19 protein-coding genes are annotated in these 19,382 nt (G+C 58.5%); 11 read left to right on the top strand and 8 right to left on the bottom strand.

Features of this window, described 5'->3' with window-relative positions:
• The gene (locus GGR28_RS14950) at window positions 1–1,221 is read right to left on the bottom strand and encodes a bifunctional alpha/beta hydrolase/OsmC family protein (protein ID WP_183496627.1); all 1,221 of its coding nucleotides are present in this window, start codon (window positions 1,219–1,221) and stop codon (window positions 1–3) included.
• 96 nt (window positions 1,222–1,317) lie between these two features.
• On the opposite strand from GGR28_RS14950, the gene GGR28_RS14945 reads away from it, so the two are divergent.
• The gene (locus GGR28_RS14945) at window positions 1,318–1,566 is read left to right on the top strand and encodes a hypothetical protein (RefSeq protein WP_183496626.1); all 249 of its coding nucleotides are present in this window, start codon (window positions 1,318–1,320) and stop codon (window positions 1,564–1,566) included.
• A gap of 4 nt (window positions 1,567–1,570) precedes the next feature.
• Here GGR28_RS14945 and GGR28_RS14940 read toward each other — a convergent pair whose 3' ends face one another.
• The 4 genes from GGR28_RS14940 to GGR28_RS14925 are packed head-to-tail and all read right to left on the bottom strand — an operon-like array spanning window position 1,571 to window position 5,312.
• Window positions 1,571–3,244, bottom strand: coding sequence for an FAD-dependent oxidoreductase (locus GGR28_RS14940; RefSeq protein WP_183496625.1), 1,674 nt, complete (start codon window positions 3,242–3,244; stop codon window positions 1,571–1,573).
• Window positions 3,245–3,290: 46 nt separating this feature from the next.
• A complete protein-coding gene (locus GGR28_RS14935) occupies window positions 3,291–4,715 on the bottom strand; it encodes an ATP-binding protein (RefSeq protein WP_183496624.1) in 1,425 nt (474 codons plus the stop codon).
• A 46-nt stretch (window positions 4,716–4,761) separates the two neighbouring features.
• The gene (locus tag GGR28_RS14930; protein WP_183496623.1) at window positions 4,762–5,106 is read right to left on the bottom strand and encodes a type II toxin-antitoxin system PemK/MazF family toxin; all 345 of its coding nucleotides are present in this window, start codon (window positions 5,104–5,106) and stop codon (window positions 4,762–4,764) included.
• Entirely contained in the window at window positions 5,103–5,312 is a 210-nt protein-coding gene (locus GGR28_RS14925; protein WP_183496622.1) for a hypothetical protein, read from the bottom strand. The genes GGR28_RS14930 and GGR28_RS14925 overlap by 4 nt, the downstream gene beginning before the upstream one ends.
• A gap of 206 nt (window positions 5,313–5,518) precedes the next feature.
• On the opposite strand from GGR28_RS14925, the gene GGR28_RS14920 reads away from it, so the two are divergent.
• From GGR28_RS14920 to GGR28_RS14910, 3 genes are all read left to right on the top strand, one after another.
• Complete coding sequence (locus tag GGR28_RS14920) at window positions 5,519–5,863, top strand: hypothetical protein (protein WP_183496621.1); 345 nt, start codon at window positions 5,519–5,521, stop codon at window positions 5,861–5,863.
• A 47-nt stretch (window positions 5,864–5,910) separates the two neighbouring features.
• Window positions 5,911–6,507, top strand: coding sequence for a gliding motility lipoprotein GldD (gldD, locus tag GGR28_RS14915; RefSeq protein ID WP_183496620.1), 597 nt, complete (start codon window positions 5,911–5,913; stop codon window positions 6,505–6,507).
• An 86-nt stretch (window positions 6,508–6,593) separates the two neighbouring features.
• Window positions 6,594–8,066, top strand: coding sequence for a helix-turn-helix domain-containing protein (locus tag GGR28_RS14910; protein WP_183496619.1), 1,473 nt, complete (start codon window positions 6,594–6,596; stop codon window positions 8,064–8,066).
• 1 nt (window position 8,067) lies between these two features.
• Here GGR28_RS14910 and GGR28_RS14905 read toward each other — a convergent pair whose 3' ends face one another.
• Together GGR28_RS14905 and GGR28_RS14900 are read right to left on the bottom strand one after the other, a co-directional pair.
• On the bottom strand, window positions 8,068–9,030 hold the full coding sequence (locus GGR28_RS14905; protein WP_183496618.1) for a glycosyltransferase: 963 nt from the start codon (window positions 9,028–9,030) through the stop codon (window positions 8,068–8,070).
• Window positions 9,031–9,114: 84 nt separating this feature from the next.
• Complete coding sequence (locus tag GGR28_RS14900; protein WP_183496617.1) at window positions 9,115–9,708, bottom strand: hypothetical protein; 594 nt, start codon at window positions 9,706–9,708, stop codon at window positions 9,115–9,117.
• 336 nt (window positions 9,709–10,044) lie between these two features.
• Here GGR28_RS14900 and GGR28_RS14895 point away from each other — a divergent pair, with 336 nt between their 5' ends.
• Both GGR28_RS14895 and GGR28_RS14890 read left to right on the top strand, forming a co-directional pair.
• Entirely contained in the window at window positions 10,045–12,309 is a 2,265-nt protein-coding gene (locus tag GGR28_RS14895; RefSeq protein ID WP_183496616.1) for an aconitate hydratase, read from the top strand.
• Between the two features lie 170 nt (window positions 12,310–12,479).
• Window positions 12,480–13,022: a hypothetical protein gene (locus GGR28_RS14890; RefSeq protein ID WP_183496615.1), complete on the top strand. Its 543-nt coding sequence runs from the start codon at window positions 12,480–12,482 to the stop codon at window positions 13,020–13,022.
• 16 nt (window positions 13,023–13,038) lie between these two features.
• Here GGR28_RS14890 and mtaB read toward each other — a convergent pair whose 3' ends face one another.
• The gene (gene mtaB / locus GGR28_RS14885; RefSeq protein ID WP_183496614.1) at window positions 13,039–14,391 is read right to left on the bottom strand and encodes a tRNA (N(6)-L-threonylcarbamoyladenosine(37)-C(2))-methylthiotransferase MtaB; all 1,353 of its coding nucleotides are present in this window, start codon (window positions 14,389–14,391) and stop codon (window positions 13,039–13,041) included.
• Between the two features lie 93 nt (window positions 14,392–14,484).
• Between mtaB and GGR28_RS14880 the strand changes: the two genes are divergently transcribed.
• The 5 genes from GGR28_RS14880 (at window position 14,485) to GGR28_RS14860 (ending at window position 19,376) form a co-directional block, all read left to right on the top strand.
• Window positions 14,485–15,228 carry an SDR family oxidoreductase gene (locus GGR28_RS14880; RefSeq protein WP_183496613.1) on the top strand — a complete coding sequence of 248 codons (744 nt, stop codon included), beginning with the start codon at window positions 14,485–14,487 and terminating at the stop codon, window positions 15,226–15,228.
• Between the two features lie 59 nt (window positions 15,229–15,287).
• The gene (locus GGR28_RS14875; protein WP_183496612.1) at window positions 15,288–16,034 is read left to right on the top strand and encodes a glycosyltransferase family 2 protein; all 747 of its coding nucleotides are present in this window, start codon (window positions 15,288–15,290) and stop codon (window positions 16,032–16,034) included.
• 659 nt (window positions 16,035–16,693) lie between these two features.
• Window positions 16,694–17,380: an HAD family hydrolase gene (locus GGR28_RS14870; protein ID WP_183496611.1), complete on the top strand. Its 687-nt coding sequence runs from the start codon at window positions 16,694–16,696 to the stop codon at window positions 17,378–17,380.
• Window positions 17,381–17,455: 75 nt separating this feature from the next.
• A complete protein-coding gene (gene xerD, locus GGR28_RS14865; protein ID WP_183496610.1) occupies window positions 17,456–18,361 on the top strand; it encodes a site-specific tyrosine recombinase XerD in 906 nt (301 codons plus the stop codon).
• Between the two features lie 280 nt (window positions 18,362–18,641).
• Window positions 18,642–19,376, top strand: a complete 735-nt coding sequence (locus GGR28_RS14860) for a DUF4412 domain-containing protein (protein ID WP_183496609.1) — start codon at window positions 18,642–18,644, stop codon at window positions 19,374–19,376.
• The last annotated feature ends 6 nt before the right edge of the window (window positions 19,377–19,382 follow it).

Below are 19,382 nucleotides of genomic sequence, written 5' to 3'. Positions count from 1 at the left end.
TTAGTCTGGCGTCTCCTGCAGCACCGTCGTTACTTCCACCGTCTCGTGTAGCGTACGGTGCACGGGACAGCGGTCGGCGACTTCGAGCAACCGCTTTTTCTGCGCGTCCGTCAGATCGCCCTTCAGGATGATGACCCGCTCGAAACGGTCGATCTTGGTGGGGCGCTCGCTGGAAGCCTCCATATCGGTGGCGTAGTCCTTCTTGTGGTTCAGGTGCACCTGTACCTCCTCGATGACCCACTTCTTCCGACGGGCGTACATCTGGATGGTCATGGCGGTACAGGCGCCCAGTCCGGCACTGACCAGCTCGTAGGGACCGGGACCGAAGTCGTTACCGCCCACCGATACCGGCTCGTCGGCAGTAAGGTGGTGGGGTCCGATCATGATCTCGGTCGTAAATCCTTCCTGGCCCAGGCGGGCGGCCACCTTATGATCGCTCTCCAGGGCGGGGCGCTCCGGCACGGGAAGGTAGCGGCCGGACCAGCCCGCGATGACCCGGCCGGCATAGTGGCTGTCGGCCGAATCACTCAGCAGGTGGTCCGCGCCGTCCAGGCTCACGAAGCTCTTGGGGTGACGGGCGGCGGTGTACAGCTTAGCGGCCTCGTCGATGTTGACGGTCCGGTCCTGCGGCGAATGCATGATCAGCAGGGCGGCACCGAGGTCGGCAATGTTCTTTTCTACGCCCTGGTGTTCCAGGTCATCGATAAACTGCTTGGCGATCCGGAAGGGGCGCCCGCCGATGTCGACCGTCGCCTCTCCCTTACTTTCAATTTCTTCAAGTTGCTCGGCAAAGTGGCGGGAAACGTGGTCCGGCGCGAATGGCGCACCGATGGTGACCACCGCCCGCACCGATTCGATCTCCGTAGCCGCGCACAACACCGCCGCGCCGCCCAGGCTATGGCCGACTAGCAATGCCGGTGCCCGATGGTGCTCGCCGAGCCACTCGGCCGCCGCCAGCAGATCGGACACATTGGTGGTGAAATTGGTGTCCACGAAATCCCCCTCGCTTTCCCCGATGCCGGTAAAGTCGAGACGCAGCACGGCAATTCCCTGTAGGTTCAGTTCGCGGCTGATGTTGTGGATAGCCGTCAGCGTATTGCCGCACGTAAAGCAGTGGGCAAACAGCGCAAAAGCGTGGGGATGGCGGTTGACCGGCAGCTCCAACCTACCCGAAAGTAAGTGGCCGGAATTGTTTGAAAAGGAAACTTTTTCTGCGTTCAAACCGGTTGTATTTAAAACAATTTGTTTGTAAAAGTGGCTCCCGTGGGTTAAATTTGTAGCGCCGCTTACGGGAATTTCACGCCTCAAACTCAAAGCATGCCTACCCATAATACCAAAAACCCGTCCGGTACCAAAACCGATCAACCCGACCAAAAAGTCGCCCTCCCGAAAGACGAAGAGCGCGACCGACTGCGCGACATCATCGTGGTCATCGTCACCTATCCCCTCACCCCCAACGAAAAAACCGACAAACTCGCCAAGAAAAAACCCTGGCTGGAATTCACCTCTCTCCTCCTAAAGGTACTCCTGGCCCTCTACGCCATCTATGAAGCAATGAGCAAATAACCCCCTAATGCTCCGCCAAATACTCATGCACGAACTTGATCGCCATCGCCCCCTCACCCACGGCCGAGGCCACCCGGTTCATCGCCCCGCTCCGTACATCGCCGGCGGCGAAGATGCCCGGCTGACAGGTCTCCAGCAGGAAAGGATTGCGTTCTAATGGCCAGCTCTTGCTGCGCTCGGGGGAGGCGAGCAGGTCCCGGCCGGTGATCACGAAGCCCTTCTTGTCGGTCATGATCTGCCCGCTCTGCAGCCATTCGGTGCGCGGCCGTGAACCGATGAAGATGAACAGGGCATCGGCGTCGACTTCGAAGGTGCTGTCGTCCTCCAGGTTTTTAAGCACGAGCCGCTGAACGTGGTCGTCCTCGCCGCAGACCTTCACCACCTCGCGGTACCCCTGTACGGTGATGTTGTCGATGGCATCGATCTGGTCGATCAGGTAGCTCGACATACTGGAGGTGAGGTCGGGCCTGCGCACGAGAATGGTGACGTGGGTCGCGAATTTGGAAAGGTAGACGGCCCCCTGCCCGGCGCTGTTGCCGCCCCCAATCACGAAGACGTTGCGGTTTTCGCACGACTTGGCCTCGGTAATGGCCGCCCCGTAGTACACCCCCGCCCCGCTGAACTGGTCGGCCCCCTCCGCCTCCAGCATGCGGTACTGCACCCCGGTGGTCAGGATCACGGATTTGGTCCTCACCTTGGTGTCGTCGTCGAGGGTAAGAATCTTGTAGTTGCCCTGGATCTCGATGTCGGTCACTTCCCGCGGGCTCACCACTTCCACTCCGAACCGCAGGGTCTGGGCCATGGCCCGCCGCGTCAGTTCGGAGCCGGAGAGTCCACTCGGAAAGCCCAGGTAATTCTCGATGCGGCTGCTGGTACCTGCCTGTCCGCCCGGTGCCCGCTTCTCGATGACCAGCGTGCGCAGTCCCTCCGAACCGCCGTACACGGCCGCCGCCATACCGGACGGACCGGAGCCGATGATGACCACGTCGTACAGGTCCTGGCTCACCGTAGCGCTCATGCCCAGTTTTTCGGCCAGGTCGTCCAGTTTAGGATCACTCAGCACGGCGCCGTCTTCGAGGATCACCAGGGGGAGCTCCTTCACCTGGCAATCGTGAAGTTCGATCAGGTCCTCCCCCTTCTTGCTGCGGGCGTCGATCCACTGGTAGGGCATCAGGTTGGCGGCCAGCCAGTCCTTAATGTTGTGCGACTTCGGCGAATACTGGTAGCCCACCACCCGAATGCCCCGAAAGGCCGGCCGGTAGCCCAGTTTCCAGTCTTCCAGCAGTTCGTCCAGCACGGGGAACAATTTCTCCTCCGGCGGGTCCCAGGGTTTAAGCAGGTAGTAGTCGAGTTGGACGTCGTTGATGGCCTTAATGGCAGCCTCCGTATCGCTGTAGGCGGTGAGCAGCACGCGCTTGGCGTTGGGATAGATCGGCCGGGCCTTCTCCAAAAACTCGACACCGAGCATCTCGGGCATTCGCTGGTCGGACAGGTAGAGCGCGATCACCTCCCCCTTTTTCTTCAGGTCGGTCACGGCTTCCAGTGCTTCCTCCGCGCTGATGGTGCTGATGATGCGGTAGTCCTCTTTATAGCGGTTGCGCAGGTCGCGCTTCAGGGAGCGGAGCACCTGCTGGTCGTCGTCGACCGAAAGAATAATGGGTTTGCGGTCTCTGGCCATGATATTGCGGATAGTAAATGTTCAAACTGCTGCGTAAAGATCGGGGTCAGGCGGCGACCTTGCCCGTGGGGAAGCAAACGCGGAACACGGTCTTGCCCGGCTCGCTCGTCACGTTGACCGACCCATTGTGGTGCTCGATCACGCGCCGCACGATGTCCAGCCCCATGCCGGTACCCTCGCCGATCGCCTTGGTAGTGAAGAAGGGCTCGAACACCCGGGTTCGGATCTCCTCCGGAATGCCGGGGCCGTTGTCCTCCACTTCCACGCAGACGCAGTCGCGTTCCTGAAAGCTGCGGATGATCAGTTGACCTCCGCGCTCGGGCAGGGCATCGACCGCATTGGAAATTAGGTTGGTCCACACCTGGTTCAGCTCGCCGGCCAGGGCCTTGATCTTGGGTACCTCGGAGTCCAGTTCCTGTACGATGTTGACGTTTTTCTTCTTACAGGTATGGTGCAGCATCGTCACGGTGGATCGGATGCCCTCGTGCACGTCCACCATGTCCAGGCTCGGCTCCTGATCCATATGGCTGTAGGTCTTGATGGAGCGCACCAGTTCCGCAATGCGGCCGCTGGCGGTCTGAATCTCACTAACCAGGCTCTCGGTGGTCAGGTTGGTTTCCATCCACCCGACGATCGGTTCGAGCGCCTCTTCGGGTACGGCGTCGGCGATTTTTTCCAGGTCGTCCACCTCGAAACCCCAGTCTACCAAGGTATCCACGATCCGGTCCAGCTCCCCTACGCCCCGGTCATCCAGCCAGTCGGTAAGGTCGTCGGCGCGTTCCTCGCGCTCCATCAGGCTCAGCTCGGTTTTTCCGCCGGTGGCGCTCATCTTGTCGAACAGTGCCCGACTGACCGCTTCGACCGAGTCGGAGGAAATGCGCAGGGCCATGACCTGCTTGAATTTTTCGGGGGTCTGCACCAGTTGCTTGTGCAGTTCCTGGCTGCTGCGCACGATGGCCGAGGCCGGGTTGTTGAGCTCGTGGGCCAGTCCAGCGCTCATTTTGCCGAGGGCCATCAGCTTTTCGTCCATCAGCCGCATCTGCTGGAAGTCGCGTACGCGGTTGGTCATCACCGAAACGAGCGCCTGGGTGAGTTCGTAGCTGGTATTGACCATCTCCACGAAGCAGTTTTTGTGGAGCTTCAGGGTGTAAACGTCCGCTAGACAAATGCCGTCGGCCTGTATATCGGTCATGCGGCTGAAGGGCAGGACACCCATCACGTAGGGTGCCTTCCAGAGGCCCAGTTCTTTGGTCCGCCCGTTGCTTTCGCGTCTGATCACGTACTCCCCCCGCAGCAGCACGTCCATGTGGTTGATCTTGTCGCCGGCACTGAACAGCTTGCTGTCCTTGGGGTACATCACGTATTCCGAGCGATCGATCAGCCACTGCAGTGCCGCGTCGTCCACGTCCTTGAAGATATCGAAGGCCCGCAGCTGCCGGAGCAAATCAGGAGTTTTGGTCAGTTTCTTCACGCGGTCGGGATTAATACCGGTACAACAGGGATTATTCCCGTTTGGGTCACTCGGCGAGGCCGAATACCACCGCGACGCCCCGTTTGGCTAGTTCCATCTGTTCGGGGATCGCGTCCCCGAGTTTGGAGATCATGCGCTTCGTGCTGATGCTGCGGGCCTGGAAGATGTCTGCCGCGCTTTCCTTATCCAGTCCGCTCACCTCGTCGCTGGACAGCCGCACCATCCAGGGCACCAGGTTATAGTGGGACTTCCAGTTGGTGATGGGGGCGATAACGCGCAGCGGCAGCTTGCCCACGCCGTCCTCGTTGATGATGAGGGCGGGGCGTTTTTTCGCGATCTCCGCGCCGACGGTGGGGTCCAGGTTGATCAGCCATATTTCACCGCGCCTCATTCTTCTTCGATTTCGTGTTCCAGATGGGTAAAGACGATAAAGTCATCGTCGTCGTGGTAGTCGAGCGCCATTACCTCACTGGCGATCTGTACCAGGGTTTCCTGGCTCACCAGTTTCTCCGCGTGCAGGTCGTTGAGGAGGCGCCCGAGCAACCGGAGCTTTTGCTCTCGGTCCATGCCGGCCAAAAGGTCGCTTACGTCGTCCATATTTCGCCCAACACCAATTTGCGCCGGAAGTGCACGGGGGCGGGGACGCGGGTGCAAAGGGACTTCAGGAGAGCAGTGGCCCTGGATTCGTCGACATTCCTTCTTGGATCATCGGTAATTTTTGCCAACGTGCAACGCTGCCGGCACTTTAGCGTCATTCAACGTAACTGCTTAAGTTACAATCATTAACCCACAATATTCGTGCCATGAAATCCTTGCTCTTTTTATTCCTCCTCTGCACCTGCGTCCCCGCCCTTGCTACGACGCCCGCAGAACCCCTGATCACCCGCAGCGCCGTCGAAGCGTACAACCTCTCGCTCACCGTCGCAAATATGGAAAAGCAGCGGACGCGCATCGAGATCCGCGATGCGAAAAACAACAGCGTGGTTTTCGGTACTACCGTAAAGAACCACAATGGGTACCGGGCCAGCTTCAACCTGAGTGAGCTCGATCCCGGCCGCTACATCGTAACCGTAAAGAAGGGTGACACCGTACGCCAGCAAATCATCCGCAAGTCGGAAGTTGGTATCATGTGCAGCGACTGGAACTAAATCCGGTGGCCGGCAATCCGCAAGGAGGCTTCAGGCGTTAGAGTCGCATGCGATTTCTGACGGCCTGCTGCCTCCTTTTCTTTTTTTGTGCCTGCGGCGACGAAGTGCTCCCCGTCCCCAAACCCCGCTCCTATCCCCGCGTCGAGTATCCCGTCCGCGCCTACACCACGCTGGGGGCCGACTACTGCCCCTTCACCTTCGAGCGGCCCGCCTCGACCCGGGTACTACGGGAAACAAGCTACTTCGACGAAGCTCCGGCCGACTCTTGCTGGTTTAACCTCAAACTCGCCCCGGCCCTGAACGGCACCCTCCATTTTTCCTACTACCCCGTAAGCTCCTACGCCCAGTGGGAGGAGCTGCGCGACGAGGCCTTCCAACTCGTGGGCGTACACAACCAGCGCGCCAGCGACATTCAGGAGATTGTCGTCCACCGCGATTCCGCCCGGGTACACGGCGTAGCCTTCGACATCGCGGGGCCGGCGGCCAGTCCCTTCCAGTTCTTTCTCACCGACACCACCCACCACTTCCTCCGGGGCGCCCTGTACTTCGAGACCCAGGTCAATCCGGACTCCCTTGCCCCCGTCATCGAATACGTGAAGGAAGATATTTTCCGCATCGTGGAAACCCTTGAGTGGAGGGAGTAAATTTTAAGTTTCAAATTGGCAATTTAAAATTTGCCGCCAGCAGCGGCTGCGAAATTTCGCCCGCAGTATTGTAAATTGCCCCGACGATGAGGGCAAAAACCGCCAATGAGCGCATAATTTTCGGATTAAAGGTGAAGCAACTCCGGCAGCAGCGGGGCTTTAGCTTTGACCAACTCTCGAAGCAGACGGGCATCTCCCTGTCCTACCTCAACGAGATCGAGAAGGGCAAAAAATTCCCTAAGGTCGATAAGGTAGACAACCTGGCCGCGGCGCTCGGTACCACCACTAAGGAACTAACCGACGCCGATCTGGGACGTGAGCTGGCACCGGTGGCCCAGTTGCTGCAGTCCAATTTTCTGAACGAACTGCCCCTGGAGCTCTTCGGCATCGAACTCAGCAAGGTGGCCGAGATCATTGCGGCCGCGCCGGTACGCGTCGGGGCGTTCATCAGTACCCTGCTGGAGATCAGTCGGAGCTATGCGCTACGGGAGGAAAACTTCTACTTCGCCGCCCTACGTTCCTACCTAGAACTCAACGCCAACTACTTTCCGGAGTTGGAGCGGGCCGTGGAGGCTTTTGCCGAGCAACACGACCTTCCTACGATCCGCCCGCTGCCGCCCCGGTTGCTGGGCGAACTGCTGGAAGACCGCTACGGCTACGAGATTGTCCCCGGTGGCCTGGACGAGAGCCCCGCCCTCGCCGGACTGCGCTCGGTGTACCTGCCCGCGACGGGTCGCCTGCTGCTCAACGGGAACCTGACCAACGTACAGCGGGGGTTCCAATTCGGTAAGGAGCTGGCCTTCAGCTACCTTAAACTGAAGGAACGGTCCAATACCAGTAGCCTGCTGCGGGGTCGCGTCTTCGAAGAAGTGCTGAACCACAGCAAGGCGACCTACTTCAGCGTCGCGCTGCACCTGCCGCTGCAGGCCTTTACCAGGGAGTTGCGGCAGTTTTTCCGCGCCCCGCAGTGGGATCCCGCCGCCTTCCTGGCACTCATGCACCGGTTTAACGCGACGCCGGAGATGTTTTTTCACCGGATGACGAACGTGATCCCCCAGTTCTTCGGCCTTCCGGAATTGTTTTTCCTCCGCTTCGCCCACGATACGAGGAGCGACAACTACGTTATCGACAAGGAGCTTCACCTGAGCCGTCGTCACCATCCCCACGAGAACGGGCTCTTCGAACACTACTGCCGGCGCTGGGTGAGCATTAACCTGCTCCGCAGCCTGAACGACGAGCCCGGTCAGGAGCTGCGGATCGATGCCCAACGGAGCAAATACTACGGCACGGACGATGAGTACCTCTGTATTACGCTGGCCCGCAGCGACTATCCCCGTCCGGGAAAAAACGTCAGCGTGACCCTCGGTCTCCTGATCACGGACGAACTGCACAAGCAGGTGGCCTTCCTCGATGACCCGGCCATTCCCCGCGTCGTTGTCAATACGACCTGCGAGCGTTGTCCGATTATGGATTGCAGCGTACGGGCCGCGCCACCCGTAGTGGTCGACAACCGCGAACGTTACCGCGCTATGCGGGAGGCACTGCGCGCGCTGGAATGAGTCAGCGCCCCTCCAGTCGTCGGAGGGCATCCGTCAGGTCGAGCTTTTCCTGATCCTTTACGGCTACGGCCCACCCCTGCAACTGGGCACGTTGGGCGAGGTATTCCTGTTCGGTCTGCCCGGGAGTCGGGATCAGGACGGCCGACTTGCCGAGTGCCCGCAGGTCCATCAGGGTGGAGTATCCGGGGCGGGCGACTACGTAGCGGGCGGCGGTGAGTAGGCGGGATAGGGTGGGGGTATCGGCAAAGTCTATATGGGGCGAGGCCGGTGCACTTTCCGGGGTGGGTAGCCCGCGCACGACCCGGTAAGAGTAGGGTAGGCCGGCGAGTTGGGGGAATATTAGCTCTTCCAGGCGGGTACGCATCGGTTCGGGGCCGGAGAGCAGTACGAGCACGTCGAAGGCGGCCTCGCCCGGTGCTTCGGAAAGCCGGCTTAGGGGTCCGATGAAGCGAACGTTGTCGTAGCCAGAGGGGGAGGATAACCTGCCGCTGAGGCGATCGTGGCCGGGGTGGTCCGGGACCCAGAACTCATCAAAATTGCGGAGCTGCCACTGGTAGATTGCCGTGGCCGGCCCGAAGCCGGTGATGGGGTGCAGCTGGTGGGTTACGAATACCGATCGAACTCCCCGGTGGTAGCAGCCGAAGCGGCTGTCGGATACGATGCGGTCAATTTCGAGCCTGCGGACCAGTTCAGCGGTGGCCCGGTGTTCGGCGCGGATGGTCCGCTGCCAGTGCCAGGCCTGACGGGCCACATTCCACACCATAGACCGGGTGGGGTAGGTTACGCGGTAAGGGGGCAGCGGGTGAATGGTCTGATCCGGCAGTTCACGACGCAGCATTTCGGCGGCAGGTCCGCTGGCGGCCCAGCTTAAGCGGTCTCCCTCGGCCTCCAATTGTCGGGCCAGGGCCAGGCTGCGGCTGGCGTGGCCGAGCCCCCAGTCGAGCGGAGTGATCAGGGTGTGCACGGGGCGAAAGGTAGGGTGCTTCGGGTAAATTTCCCCTCACCGACCGACCCCTCACCCGTTGGACGGTGTCACCCCGTCCAACGGCTATTTGAAGAGCACCTCTTCCAGGGTGGGGGTTTCCTGGCGGGATTGCCACAGGGTGTAAACGGCGGCACCCACCGCGATAACGCCGATCGAGATGGGTAGCAGGACGAAGGGGAGTTCGGTGAACACACCGAGCGACAGTTGATTCATTCCCTCACTATCGCGGCCATTGGCGACGAAGAGTTCGAAGGCGATCCAGCCCAGGATACTGAGTACGGCGCAGGCCGCCAGGCGGGGCGTTATGCGGTCGGCGAGCGGCTGGTCCAGCATATTGGATTCCTTGACGGCGGGGTGGTCGCGGAGTACCCGCATGGCTTCGTTGCGTGCGGCAACGGTACGGAGTTGAAAACGCTGAGATTTGCCTGCGTGCTGGCGGACGATCAGGCTGGTACTGTCTTGGTAGGATTGCACCCGCATAAGAAGATGCATGGGGATCAGGGCTAATCCCTCTACGTATAGTCCCTGACGGAGTTGCTGCAGGGCGGCCGCCGCGGCGTGTTCCGGTACGGTGAAGCTACCGATCCCTTCGTTTGTTGCGACGAGGTAGGTGATTTTCTTAGAGGACGGGCGGGCGGTGGTGGGCCAGTAGTGCATAGGTTTCCGGGGTCGAGCAATAGCAAGGGCGTCCTCCCGCCAAATGGCGGAGTAGGACGTTTGAAGGATAAACCGCGGCATGGCTATATTTAGTATGCCTTGCTCCCGCGCATCGCCGCCCTGCGTATTACTTTCGCCTGCGACATGAATAAAGGATTACTGCTTTTACTGCTCTTGTGCCTACTCCTGCTGGACGCCTGCCGGGCCGGGGGGTGTGGTTGCCCCATGTATTAGTTGCCGGAATCCTGCTACATTTGTTGACTTTTTCCGGGGCTAAGGCGTTCACCCTTCAGCACCTCGTTCGAATAAATCGAATTTAAAAAACTACAGCACACCATGGCATTTGATATTGAGCTGATCAAGAAAGTATACGCAGACCTCCCGGCTAAAGTGGCCGAAGCCCGGCAAAACCTAGGTAAGCCACTGACGCTTACTGAAAAAATCCTCTATACCCACCTGCATCCGGAGAGCCCACTGCAGCAGTACGGGCGGGGGAAGGACTACGTTTTCTTTCAGCCCGATCGCGTAGCCATGCAGGACGCTACCGCCCAGATGGCCCTGCTGCAGTTCATGATGGCCGGCCGCGACAAGGTTGCCGTACCCTCTACCGTTCACTGCGATCACCTCATCCTGGCCGAAACCGGTGCCGAGGCCGACCTGGCCCGTGCCAACAACGAGAACAGCGAGGTGTACGACTTTCTGGCGACCGTAAGCGACAAGTACGGCATCGGCTTCTGGAAACCGGGAGCCGGCATCATCCACCAGATCGTCCTTGAAAACTACGCCTTTCCCGGCGGCATGATGATCGGTACCGATAGCCATACCCCGAACGGAGGTGGTCTCGGAATGGTCGCCATCGGAGTAGGTGGTGCCGACGCCGTCGACGTGATGGCCGGTATGCCCTGGGAACTGAAAATGCCCAAAGTGATCGGCGTAAAGCTGACGGGCAAGCTGAGTGGCTGGACCACGCCGAAGGATGTTATCCTCAAAGTGGCCGGAATCCTGACCGTGAAGGGAGGTACCGGCGCCATCGTAGAATACTTCGGAGAAGGGGCCAAAAGCATGAGTTGCACCGGTAAGGGCACCATCTGTAACATGGGTGCCGAGATCGGAGCTACCACCTCTACCTTCGGCTACGACGAGAGCATGAGTCGCTACCTGAAGGCTACCGATCGCGCCGACGTTGCCGCCCTGGCCGATCAGGTTGCCGAGCACCTCACCGGCGACGCCGAGGTGTACGCCAACCCCGAAGCTTACTTCGACCGGGTGATCGAGATCGACCTGAATACCCTGGAACCCCACATCAACGGGCCCTACACCCCCGACCGGGCCTTCCCCATCAGCGAATTCGCCGCGGCGGTGGACAAGTTTGAATTTCCCCCCGTACTGGAAGTAGGACTGATCGGTAGCTGTACTAACTCCAGCTACGAAGACCTCGACCGGGCCGCCAACATCGCGAAGGACGCCAAGGCCAAGGGCCTGAAGTTCAAGAGTGAGTTTACCGTGACTCCGGGGTCCGAACAGATCCGCTATACGGTGGAGCGCGACGGCATTCTTGACGCCTTCGAGGAAATCGACGGCATCGTGCTGGCCAATGCCTGTGGTCCCTGTATCGGGCAGTGGGCCCGTCACACCGATGATCCCAATCGGGCCAACTCGATCCTCACGAGCTTCAACCGCAACTTTGCCAAGCGCAACGACGGCAATCCCCAGACGCGCGGTTTCGTAGCTAGCCCCGAACTGGTGACGGCAATGGCGCTCAGCGGTAGCATGAAGTTCAATCCCCTTACCGACACCCTGACCAACGACCGGGGTGAACAAGTCAAACTATCGCCCCCTACCGGTTACGAGCTGCCCCCCAATGGCTTTGCGGTAGAGGACGCCGGGTACCAGGCCCCCGCCGAAGACGGCAGTGGCATTGAGGTTAAGGTAGACCCCAAGAGTGATCGCCTGCAATTGCTCGATCCCTTTAAGCCCATTCAACCGGAGCAGGTGCGGGACATGCGCGTCCTCATCAAGGCAAAGGGCAAGTGTACCACCGACCACATCTCCATGGCCGGGCCGTGGCTGACGTACCGTGGCCACCTGGAGAACATCTCCCAGAACTGTCTGATCGGTGCGGTCAATGCATTTAACGAAAAGACGAACTCGGTCATCAATTTCCTCACCAATGAGTACATGGCCGTGCCCGACAGCGGAACGACCTACCGGGATAACGGAGTCGGACAAATTGTCGTTGGAGAGGAAAACTACGGCGAGGGCTCGAGCCGGGAACACGCCGCCATGGAGCCCCGCTTCCTGGGTGTGCACGCCGTACTGGTGAAGAGTTTTGCCCGGATTCATGAGACGAACCTGAAGAAGCAGGGAATGCTGGCGCTGACGTTCGTGAATCCCGACGATTACGACAAGATCCGGCAAGACGACAAGGTCAGCATCACGGATTTTCACGCGATGGCGCCGGGGCGGAACCTTACCGTTCAGCTCGACCACGCCGACGGCACTACGGAATCATTCGAGGTAGCCCATACGTACAACCAGGCTCAGATCGACTGGGTACGTGCCGGCAGTGCACTCAATAAGATTCGGGAAGAGTTGGCATAATTTCTGACTTTTCAGATATTTTACACTACTGTGACGAGTAATGGGAGGTGTTTTGCGGTTGTACATACCACAGCCCTCCCTGAATCGGTTAATGGCCTAGTTTCACCTTAGACGTATGGACAACAATCGATTTCCGGCGAGCGGTTGCTGCCGGCCGTAACCTCCTGTACATGTCAAAATATCTACTCTTCCCCCTCATTGTTGGCACCCTCCTATTCTCCGGCTGCGGCAAGGAAGAAGAAGAAGGGGAGTACGTGATCACCGAAGCCGATATGGTCGGCACTTGGAATGTCGACGTATTCGAAAGTACTTACAACGTTTCCGGAATCTTTCTCGGAAGCGACGTAGATGATGATGGAACCAGCAGCATCAGCAACAGTGCCCTGAGGGTTCAACTGCTCGAAGACGGCAGCTGGATTTCGAGTGGCGACTATAGCCTCACGGTCACCACCGAAAGCGAAAGCGAGACGACCGAACAGGTCGGGATCGGAGAAGGCAACTGGAGTTTTCGCCGCGACACACTCTTCCTGGACGGCATGATAAATCACGGAGGCAACGGCCGCTTCGAGACACCCCAGGAGTGCACCATCACCAGTTTTACGAAAGATCGCGAGTTGGGCCTGAAAACAAGGATCGACCAAACCGACTCTAACGCCGATTACGGCATCACCCTGCGCACCCGCGCGGACTGGAATATCTTGCTGGTCCGGTAGGATAAGGACCCAATAGCTAGTCGTGCGTATAGACGCTTTCTGCTACGTGTGCGGTAACTATACCGTCATCACCGATCCCGGTTAACTCCATCGGTACTAGGTGATTGACCCAGCTTTGATCGGCCGGAAACTCCACCTTTACGTAATTGTCGGTAAAACCGTGCAGCATACCCTTAGTCTTACTTTTTTCCAGTAGCACGGGGCGTACCTCGCCCAGGTGGCGCTCGTAGAAAGCACGCCGCTTCTTCTCGCTCAGGATACCCAACATCTTATTGCGGCGGCGACGCTCCGTGAGGGGCACAGCACCGTCCATTGCCGCGGCCGGCGTATTGGCTCGTTCGCTGTAGGTGAAAACGTGGAGGTAGGTTACATCCAGCTCCTGCACGAACCGGTAGGTTTCGAGAAAGTCTTCTTCCGTCTCCCCCGGAAAGCCTACGATGAGATCTACGCCGATGCAGCAGTGGGGCATCACGCTTTTGATGTGAGCTATCCGCTCGGCAAAGAGTTCGCGGCGGTAGCGGCGCTTCATTTGGGCCAATTGCTTGTTGTTGCCGCTCTGCAGGGGCATATGGAAGTGGGGGGCAAAGCGTTCGCTGTTGGCGACAAAGTCGATCACCTCGTCGGTACAGAGATTGGGCTCGATGCTGGAGATCCGAAATCTGGTGATGCCGTCCACTTTATCGAGCGCCCGGGCTAGGTCGACGAACAGGGCTTCCTTACGGGGGCGCTGCCCTTCGATTACGGCGGTGCCGTTGCCGAAGTCACCAATGTTGACACCCGTCAGCACAATTTCCTTTACGCCCCGGGCGGCAATCGCTTCGGCGTCACTGACGATCTGCTCCACCGTACTGCTGCGGCTGGCGCCGCGGGCCAGGGGGATCGTGCAGAACGTGCACTTGTAATCGCAGCCATCCTGCACCTTTAGGAAGGAGCGTGTCCGATCCCCGAAGCTGAAACTGGAGACGAAGCGGTCGGCTTCCCGGACCTCACCGGCGCGCACCATCCCTTTGCCGGTTCCGCCTCCGATGCCATCGATGTAGTCGAGGATGCGAAATTTTTCCGCGGCACCGAGTACCAGATCCACGCCTTCGATGCTGGCGATCTCTTCGGGTTTGAGTTGGGCATAGCAGCCGACCACTATGATCTTTGCTCCTGCGTTCCCGCCCAGCGCCTTACGTACCACGTTGCGACACTTGCGATCGGCGAACTCGGTAACGGAGCAGGTATTGATGACGACCACGTCGGCCCCCTCGTGAAACTTCACTTCCCGGTAGCCCGCTGCTTCGAACTGCCGCCCGATGGCGGACGTCTCGCTGTAATTGAGCTTGCAGCCCAGGGTGTAAAAGGAAACCGTACCGATCGTAGACATACCGCAAAATTACGACGGCAAACCAATAAGGGTCATTTGCCGGGAATCAGGGAACATGGCAGGACCCGCGACAGTTGCAGCAAGAAAAGCATTATGAACCTATCGGGAAAAGTAGCCATCATCACCGGAGCGAGTAGCGGCATCGGAGAAGCCACCGCCAAGAAACTGGCCGCCGACGGAGCAAAGGTCGTGCTGGCCGCCCGTCGTGCCGCCAGACTCAACGACCTCAAGCAAGAAATAGAAAAGGCCGGCGGATCGGCTCTAGTGGTCGAGACCGACGTAACCAAATCGAAGGACGTGAAGCAGCTCGTGCAACGGGCGAAAGAAGCCTTCGGTCCCTGTAATATCCTGATCAACAACGCGGGAATCATGCCGCTGAGCTACATGAAGAACGTGCACGTAGACGAGTGGCTCAAGATGGTCGACGTAAACGTCAACGGCGTACTGCACTGCCTGGCCGAGACGCTGCCCGATATGGTCGAACGTAAAAGTGGGCACATCATCAACATTTCCAGCGTCGCGGGGCGGGAAGTCATGATGGGCAGCGCCGTCTATTCGGCTACGAAATTTGCCGTGCGCGCGCTCAGCGACGGCCTCCGTCAGGAACTAGCCCCTAAGCACAACATCCGCGTCACCTGCATCGAGCCGGGCGCCGTAGCCACCGAGCTTACCGAGACGATCACCGACGACGAACTGATGGAGGACATCAAGGGCTTTTTCGAAAACCTGGAATTTTTGAACAGCGAGGACATCGCCAATGCGATCCACTACGCGATCACCCAGCCGGATAGCGTGCACATCAATGAACTGCAGATTCGGCCTACTTCGCAGGGGTGAGGGGGGTGAAGGGATTGAAGGGGTGAGGGATTGAGGGGGGCTGCCTACATTTGCGACCGATGTACAAGGACAAGAAGGTTGTGGTGGTGATGCCGGCGTACAATGCCGCGCTTACGCTAGAGAAGACGTACCGGGAGGTGCCCCGCGACCTGGTTGACGAGGTAATACTGTGTGACGACGCGAGCGCGGATCGGACTTCTATGCTGGCGAAACAACTGGGTGTTGATCACGTGATCGTTCACCCGAGCAACCTTGGATACGGGGGAAACCAAAAGAGTCTGTACAACAAGGCGTTGGGCGTTGGGGCCGACATCATCATCATGGTGCACCCTGATTATCAGTATACCCCGAAGCTCATTCCTACGATGTGCAACATCATTGGGGAAGAGCTTTACCCGGTCGTGCTCGGGTCCCGGATATTGGGCAAGGGTGCGCTTCGCGGCGGGATGCCTGTGTACAAGTACGTAGCCAACCGCTTCCTTACTTCCGTTCAAAATATTCTGGTCAACTACCACCTCAGCGAGTACCACACTGGCTACCGGGCCTTCAGCCGCGAAGTGCTGGAGTCCATCGACTTCAACGCCAACGACAACGACTTTGTCTTCGACAATGAGATGCTCTCCCAGATCATCTACCACGGCTTCGACATCGCCGAAGTTACCTGCCCCACCAAATACTTCCACGAAGCCAGCAGCATCAACTTCGCCCGCAGCAGCAAGTACGGACTCGGCGTCCTCCGCGTCTCCCTCCTCCACCGACTCGCCAAGTGGGGCTGGGTGAAGCCGGCGATCTACCGGAAACCGTAGGAGTGTAATTTTTAATTTTAAATATATACTGACTCGTAATGCTTTCTACCTCTTAGTCGGCGGACGATCCTCGTGCCTCGGTCGGCCGACGACTCGAGCGGAGCGAGTGGGAGCCGGGCAAATTTCAAATTTCAAATATTCAATTTTAAATTGGTACTGACCCGTACTGCTTTTACTTCCTAGTCGGCGGACGATCCTCGTGCCTCGCTCGGCCGACGACTCGAGCGGAGCGAGTGGGAGCCGGGCAAATTTCAAATTTCAAATATTCAATTTTAAATTGGTACTGACCCGTACTGCTTTCACTTCCTAATCGGCGGACGATCCTTGTGCCTCGCTCGGCCGACGACTCGAGCGCAGCGAGTGGGGGCGGGCAAATTTCAAATTTCAAATATTCAATTTTAAATTTATACTGACTCGTAATGCTTTCTACCTCTTAGTCGGCGGACAAGCTTCGTGCCTCGGTCGGCCGACGACGACCCGAGCGAAGCGAGTGTGTGCGGGCAAATTTTACATTGTAAATTTTCAATTAAAAATCACCCTTCTCAGTCGGCGGACGATCCTCGTGCCTCGCTCGGCCGACGACTCGAGCGCAGCGAGTGTGTGCGGGCAAATGGTACACTGTAAATTGTACATTTGACATTGTAAATTCTCCCCCTCCCATGACCCCCATCCCCTTCAAAGGCATTCTCTTCGATCTCGACGGCACGCTGGTCGATAACATGATGGTACACCACCGCGCCTGGCAGCGTAAACTGGGAGAGCTCGGGCTGGACTACTCGCTGGACCGGGTAAAGGCAGAGATCCACGGGGTAAATCTGGAGATCCTGGAGCGGCTCTTCGGCGACAAGTTTACGCCCGAGGAACGGGTGCGGATCGCCGGGGAAAAAGAGGCGGCCTACCGGGAGATCTTCGCTCCGGAACTGGCGGCGAATACCGTGGGCGGGGCACTGGAGTTTATCAAGGCGGCCTTCGCCGAAGACGTTCCCATGGCCATCGGTACCGCCGGGCCGGAGGAAAATGCCTTCTTCGTTATCGACGGACTCGGCATCCGCAAGATGATGGGGCACGTCGTTCATTCGGGGATGGTGACCAACGGTAAGCCCCATCCCGAGGTCTTTCGGCGGGCGGCGGAGGGCATCGGTGTTCCGCTCGAGGAGTGCCTGATCTTTGAAGACAGTGTCACGGGAGCGCGGGCGGCCAACAACGCGGGTTGTCCTGTCGTGGTGCTTACCACCACCCACACGCGAGAAGAATTCGAGGGGATCGACGTGGCTGCCTTCCGGGAAGACTTTCGGGGCCTCATCGTGGAGCGGCACACCGACGGGGGCTTCCTGTTGGCGCAATAGGGCGGCGGCGCGCGGGAGCAATGCGGTTACGGGAACCCGTACCTTCCCAACCTCCAGTATCCTGACTCCGATTGCATGCACCCCTGGCTCCCATTTTTTCGCTCATTCGAAGCTTACCTCAAGCTTACGCGGGGGTACAGCACGCACACACTGCTGGCCTACCGCAGTGATTTGGAAAAGCTGACCGCCTACCTGGAACTGCGCGGGTGGGAGATCGGCGTGCGGGGGATCGAGCGGATGCACCTGGACGGATTCGTACAGTACCTGGCCGAGTTAGGGCTGGCACCCCGGTCCCAGGCCCGACTGGTATCGGCGCTGAAGACCTTCTTTGCCTTCTTGCTAGACGAACGGATCATTGACAGCGACCCGACCGAACTGCTGCGCGCGCCTAAACTGGGCAGAAAAATACCCGAGGTGCTTACCTACGATGAGATCCGGGCACTGCTCGGCGCCATCGACCTAAGCACCGATCACGGCCTGCGCGACCGGGCGCTGCTCGAGACGCTCTACGCCTGTGGACTTCGCGTGAGTGAGGCGACGGGATTGCGGCTATCTGATCTCTACCTCGAACAGGAATTTATTCGGGTGGTCGGCAAAGGAAACAAGGAACGGATTGTGCCGATCGGTGGTAGTGCCATTCGCCACCTAGAGATCTACCTGCGGCACGTGCGCGGTCACTTACCCGTAATCAAGGATGAGAACATTGTCTTTCTTAACCGCCGGGGCGGGGCGCTGAGTCGTGTTTCGGTATTCACCGCCGTAAAGAAGTATGCGGCGGGTGCGGGTATTGACAAGACGGTCAGTCCGCATACCTTTCGGCATTCGTTCGCAACTCACTTAATTGAAGGGGGGGCTGACCTACGGGCGGTGCAAGAAATGCTGGGACACGAATCGATCCTAACTACGGAAATCTATACCCATTTGGATACGGATTTCCTGCGGGAGACTATTCTATCGTATCACCCGGCCAACCAGCGCTAGAAAAAATTAGCTAGCGTAGGAATAAAAAACAGGGAAAGCAGGACGAGCGCAAGGAAGGTGATGAATGCGATCCGGAGAAAGTCGGCGCTAATTTCGGCTGAATGTTTCATGGGGTTTGATTTAGAAAACGCGTAAATGCAAGCATTCATAAAACTCCCTTAAGAACGCGGAGGTTCGGCTTTGATTTTAACTTTAACTAAGCGGGAACCGGTGGCGTAGTGGATGTAACACCTTCCGGTCTGGCGGTATTAAGCGGTGGGAACAATCAAAACTACCTACCATGATCTACCGCACACTGCTGCTACTTCTCGTTATTTGCTTATGCTCTCCTCTGCCCGGACACCAGTCAGCTACGGACAACAATTCCTTCGACCCAATTGTGGGAGATAAGACCTTCAGCATGGTCATGACCGTGACCAGCACCAAGAAGAACGGTAAGGTGCAGGTGGCTACCATGCGACTCGGGGCGATGCCCGACCACTTTGCCATGATCGTCATGGACGACGAACAAGGTGCCGTCAGTCAAATGATCTACAACACCGAAGACGACAAGACCACCATGATCACCACCGACAAAAAGGGTCGGAAGCAGGGGTTCCGCATGCGCATGCCCAAAATAGGGAAGACCGTCGCCGAGAAGGCCGAAGAGATGTCGGAGTACATCACCTTTACCCGTACCGGCGAGCGCAAAACCATTGACGGCTACGACTGTGAGAAGATCATCGTCACCGACAGCAAGCACAACACGACCACCGAGTCGTGGGTAACTCAGGACATCGACCTTTCCTACGCCGAAGTGTTCGGTGGCATCGCCAACCTCTCCGGAGTCGGAAAGCAACAATTCCAACTGCCGGGTGGGACTGAGGCTCCCATTGAGGGGTTTCTTATCCAATCCTTTACCGACGACGGCAAGAGCATTACCGAAACGCACATCACCGACATCCGACTGGGAGACGACATCGACCGCTCGCTCTTCGATACCCAGGGAGTAACGATTCAGGAGCTGGGATTCTAGCTAGGA

It is taken from the genome of Neolewinella aquimaris (assembly GCF_014197245.1).
Lineage (GTDB): Bacteria > Bacteroidota > Bacteroidia > Chitinophagales > Saprospiraceae > Neolewinella > Neolewinella aquimaris.
The sequence above is the reverse complement of the archived record's forward strand: the minus strand, read 5'-3'. Positions and strand labels throughout refer to the sequence as shown.

Coding starts and splice junctions, on each gene's coding strand:
- GGR28_RS14945 (WP_183496626.1), top strand. CDS start 1,318: ATGCCTACCCATAATACCAAAAACCCGTCCGGTACCAAAACCGATCAA.
- GGR28_RS14940 (WP_183496625.1), bottom strand. CDS start 3,244: ATGGCCAGAGACCGCAAACCCATTATTCTTTCGGTCGACGACGACCAG.
- GGR28_RS14930 (WP_183496623.1), bottom strand. CDS start 5,106: ATGAGGCGCGGTGAAATATGGCTGATCAACCTGGACCCCACCGTCGGC.
- GGR28_RS14925 (WP_183496622.1), bottom strand. CDS start 5,312: ATGGACGACGTAAGCGACCTTTTGGCCGGCATGGACCGAGAGCAAAAG.
- GGR28_RS14920 (WP_183496621.1), top strand. CDS start 5,519: ATGAAATCCTTGCTCTTTTTATTCCTCCTCTGCACCTGCGTCCCCGCC.
- gldD (WP_183496620.1), top strand. CDS start 5,911: ATGCGATTTCTGACGGCCTGCTGCCTCCTTTTCTTTTTTTGTGCCTGC.
- GGR28_RS14910 (WP_183496619.1), top strand. CDS start 6,594: ATGAGGGCAAAAACCGCCAATGAGCGCATAATTTTCGGATTAAAGGTG.
- GGR28_RS14900 (WP_183496617.1), bottom strand. CDS start 9,708: ATGCACTACTGGCCCACCACCGCCCGCCCGTCCTCTAAGAAAATCACC.
- GGR28_RS14895 (WP_183496616.1), top strand. CDS start 10,045: ATGGCATTTGATATTGAGCTGATCAAGAAAGTATACGCAGACCTCCCG.
- GGR28_RS14890 (WP_183496615.1), top strand. CDS start 12,480: ATGTCAAAATATCTACTCTTCCCCCTCATTGTTGGCACCCTCCTATTC.
- mtaB (WP_183496614.1), bottom strand. CDS start 14,391: ATGTCTACGATCGGTACGGTTTCCTTTTACACCCTGGGCTGCAAGCTC.
- GGR28_RS14880 (WP_183496613.1), top strand. CDS start 14,485: ATGAACCTATCGGGAAAAGTAGCCATCATCACCGGAGCGAGTAGCGGC.
- GGR28_RS14875 (WP_183496612.1), top strand. CDS start 15,288: ATGTACAAGGACAAGAAGGTTGTGGTGGTGATGCCGGCGTACAATGCC.
- GGR28_RS14870 (WP_183496611.1), top strand. CDS start 16,694: ATGACCCCCATCCCCTTCAAAGGCATTCTCTTCGATCTCGACGGCACG.
- xerD (WP_183496610.1), top strand. CDS start 17,456: ATGCACCCCTGGCTCCCATTTTTTCGCTCATTCGAAGCTTACCTCAAG.
- GGR28_RS14860 (WP_183496609.1), top strand. CDS start 18,642: ATGATCTACCGCACACTGCTGCTACTTCTCGTTATTTGCTTATGCTCT.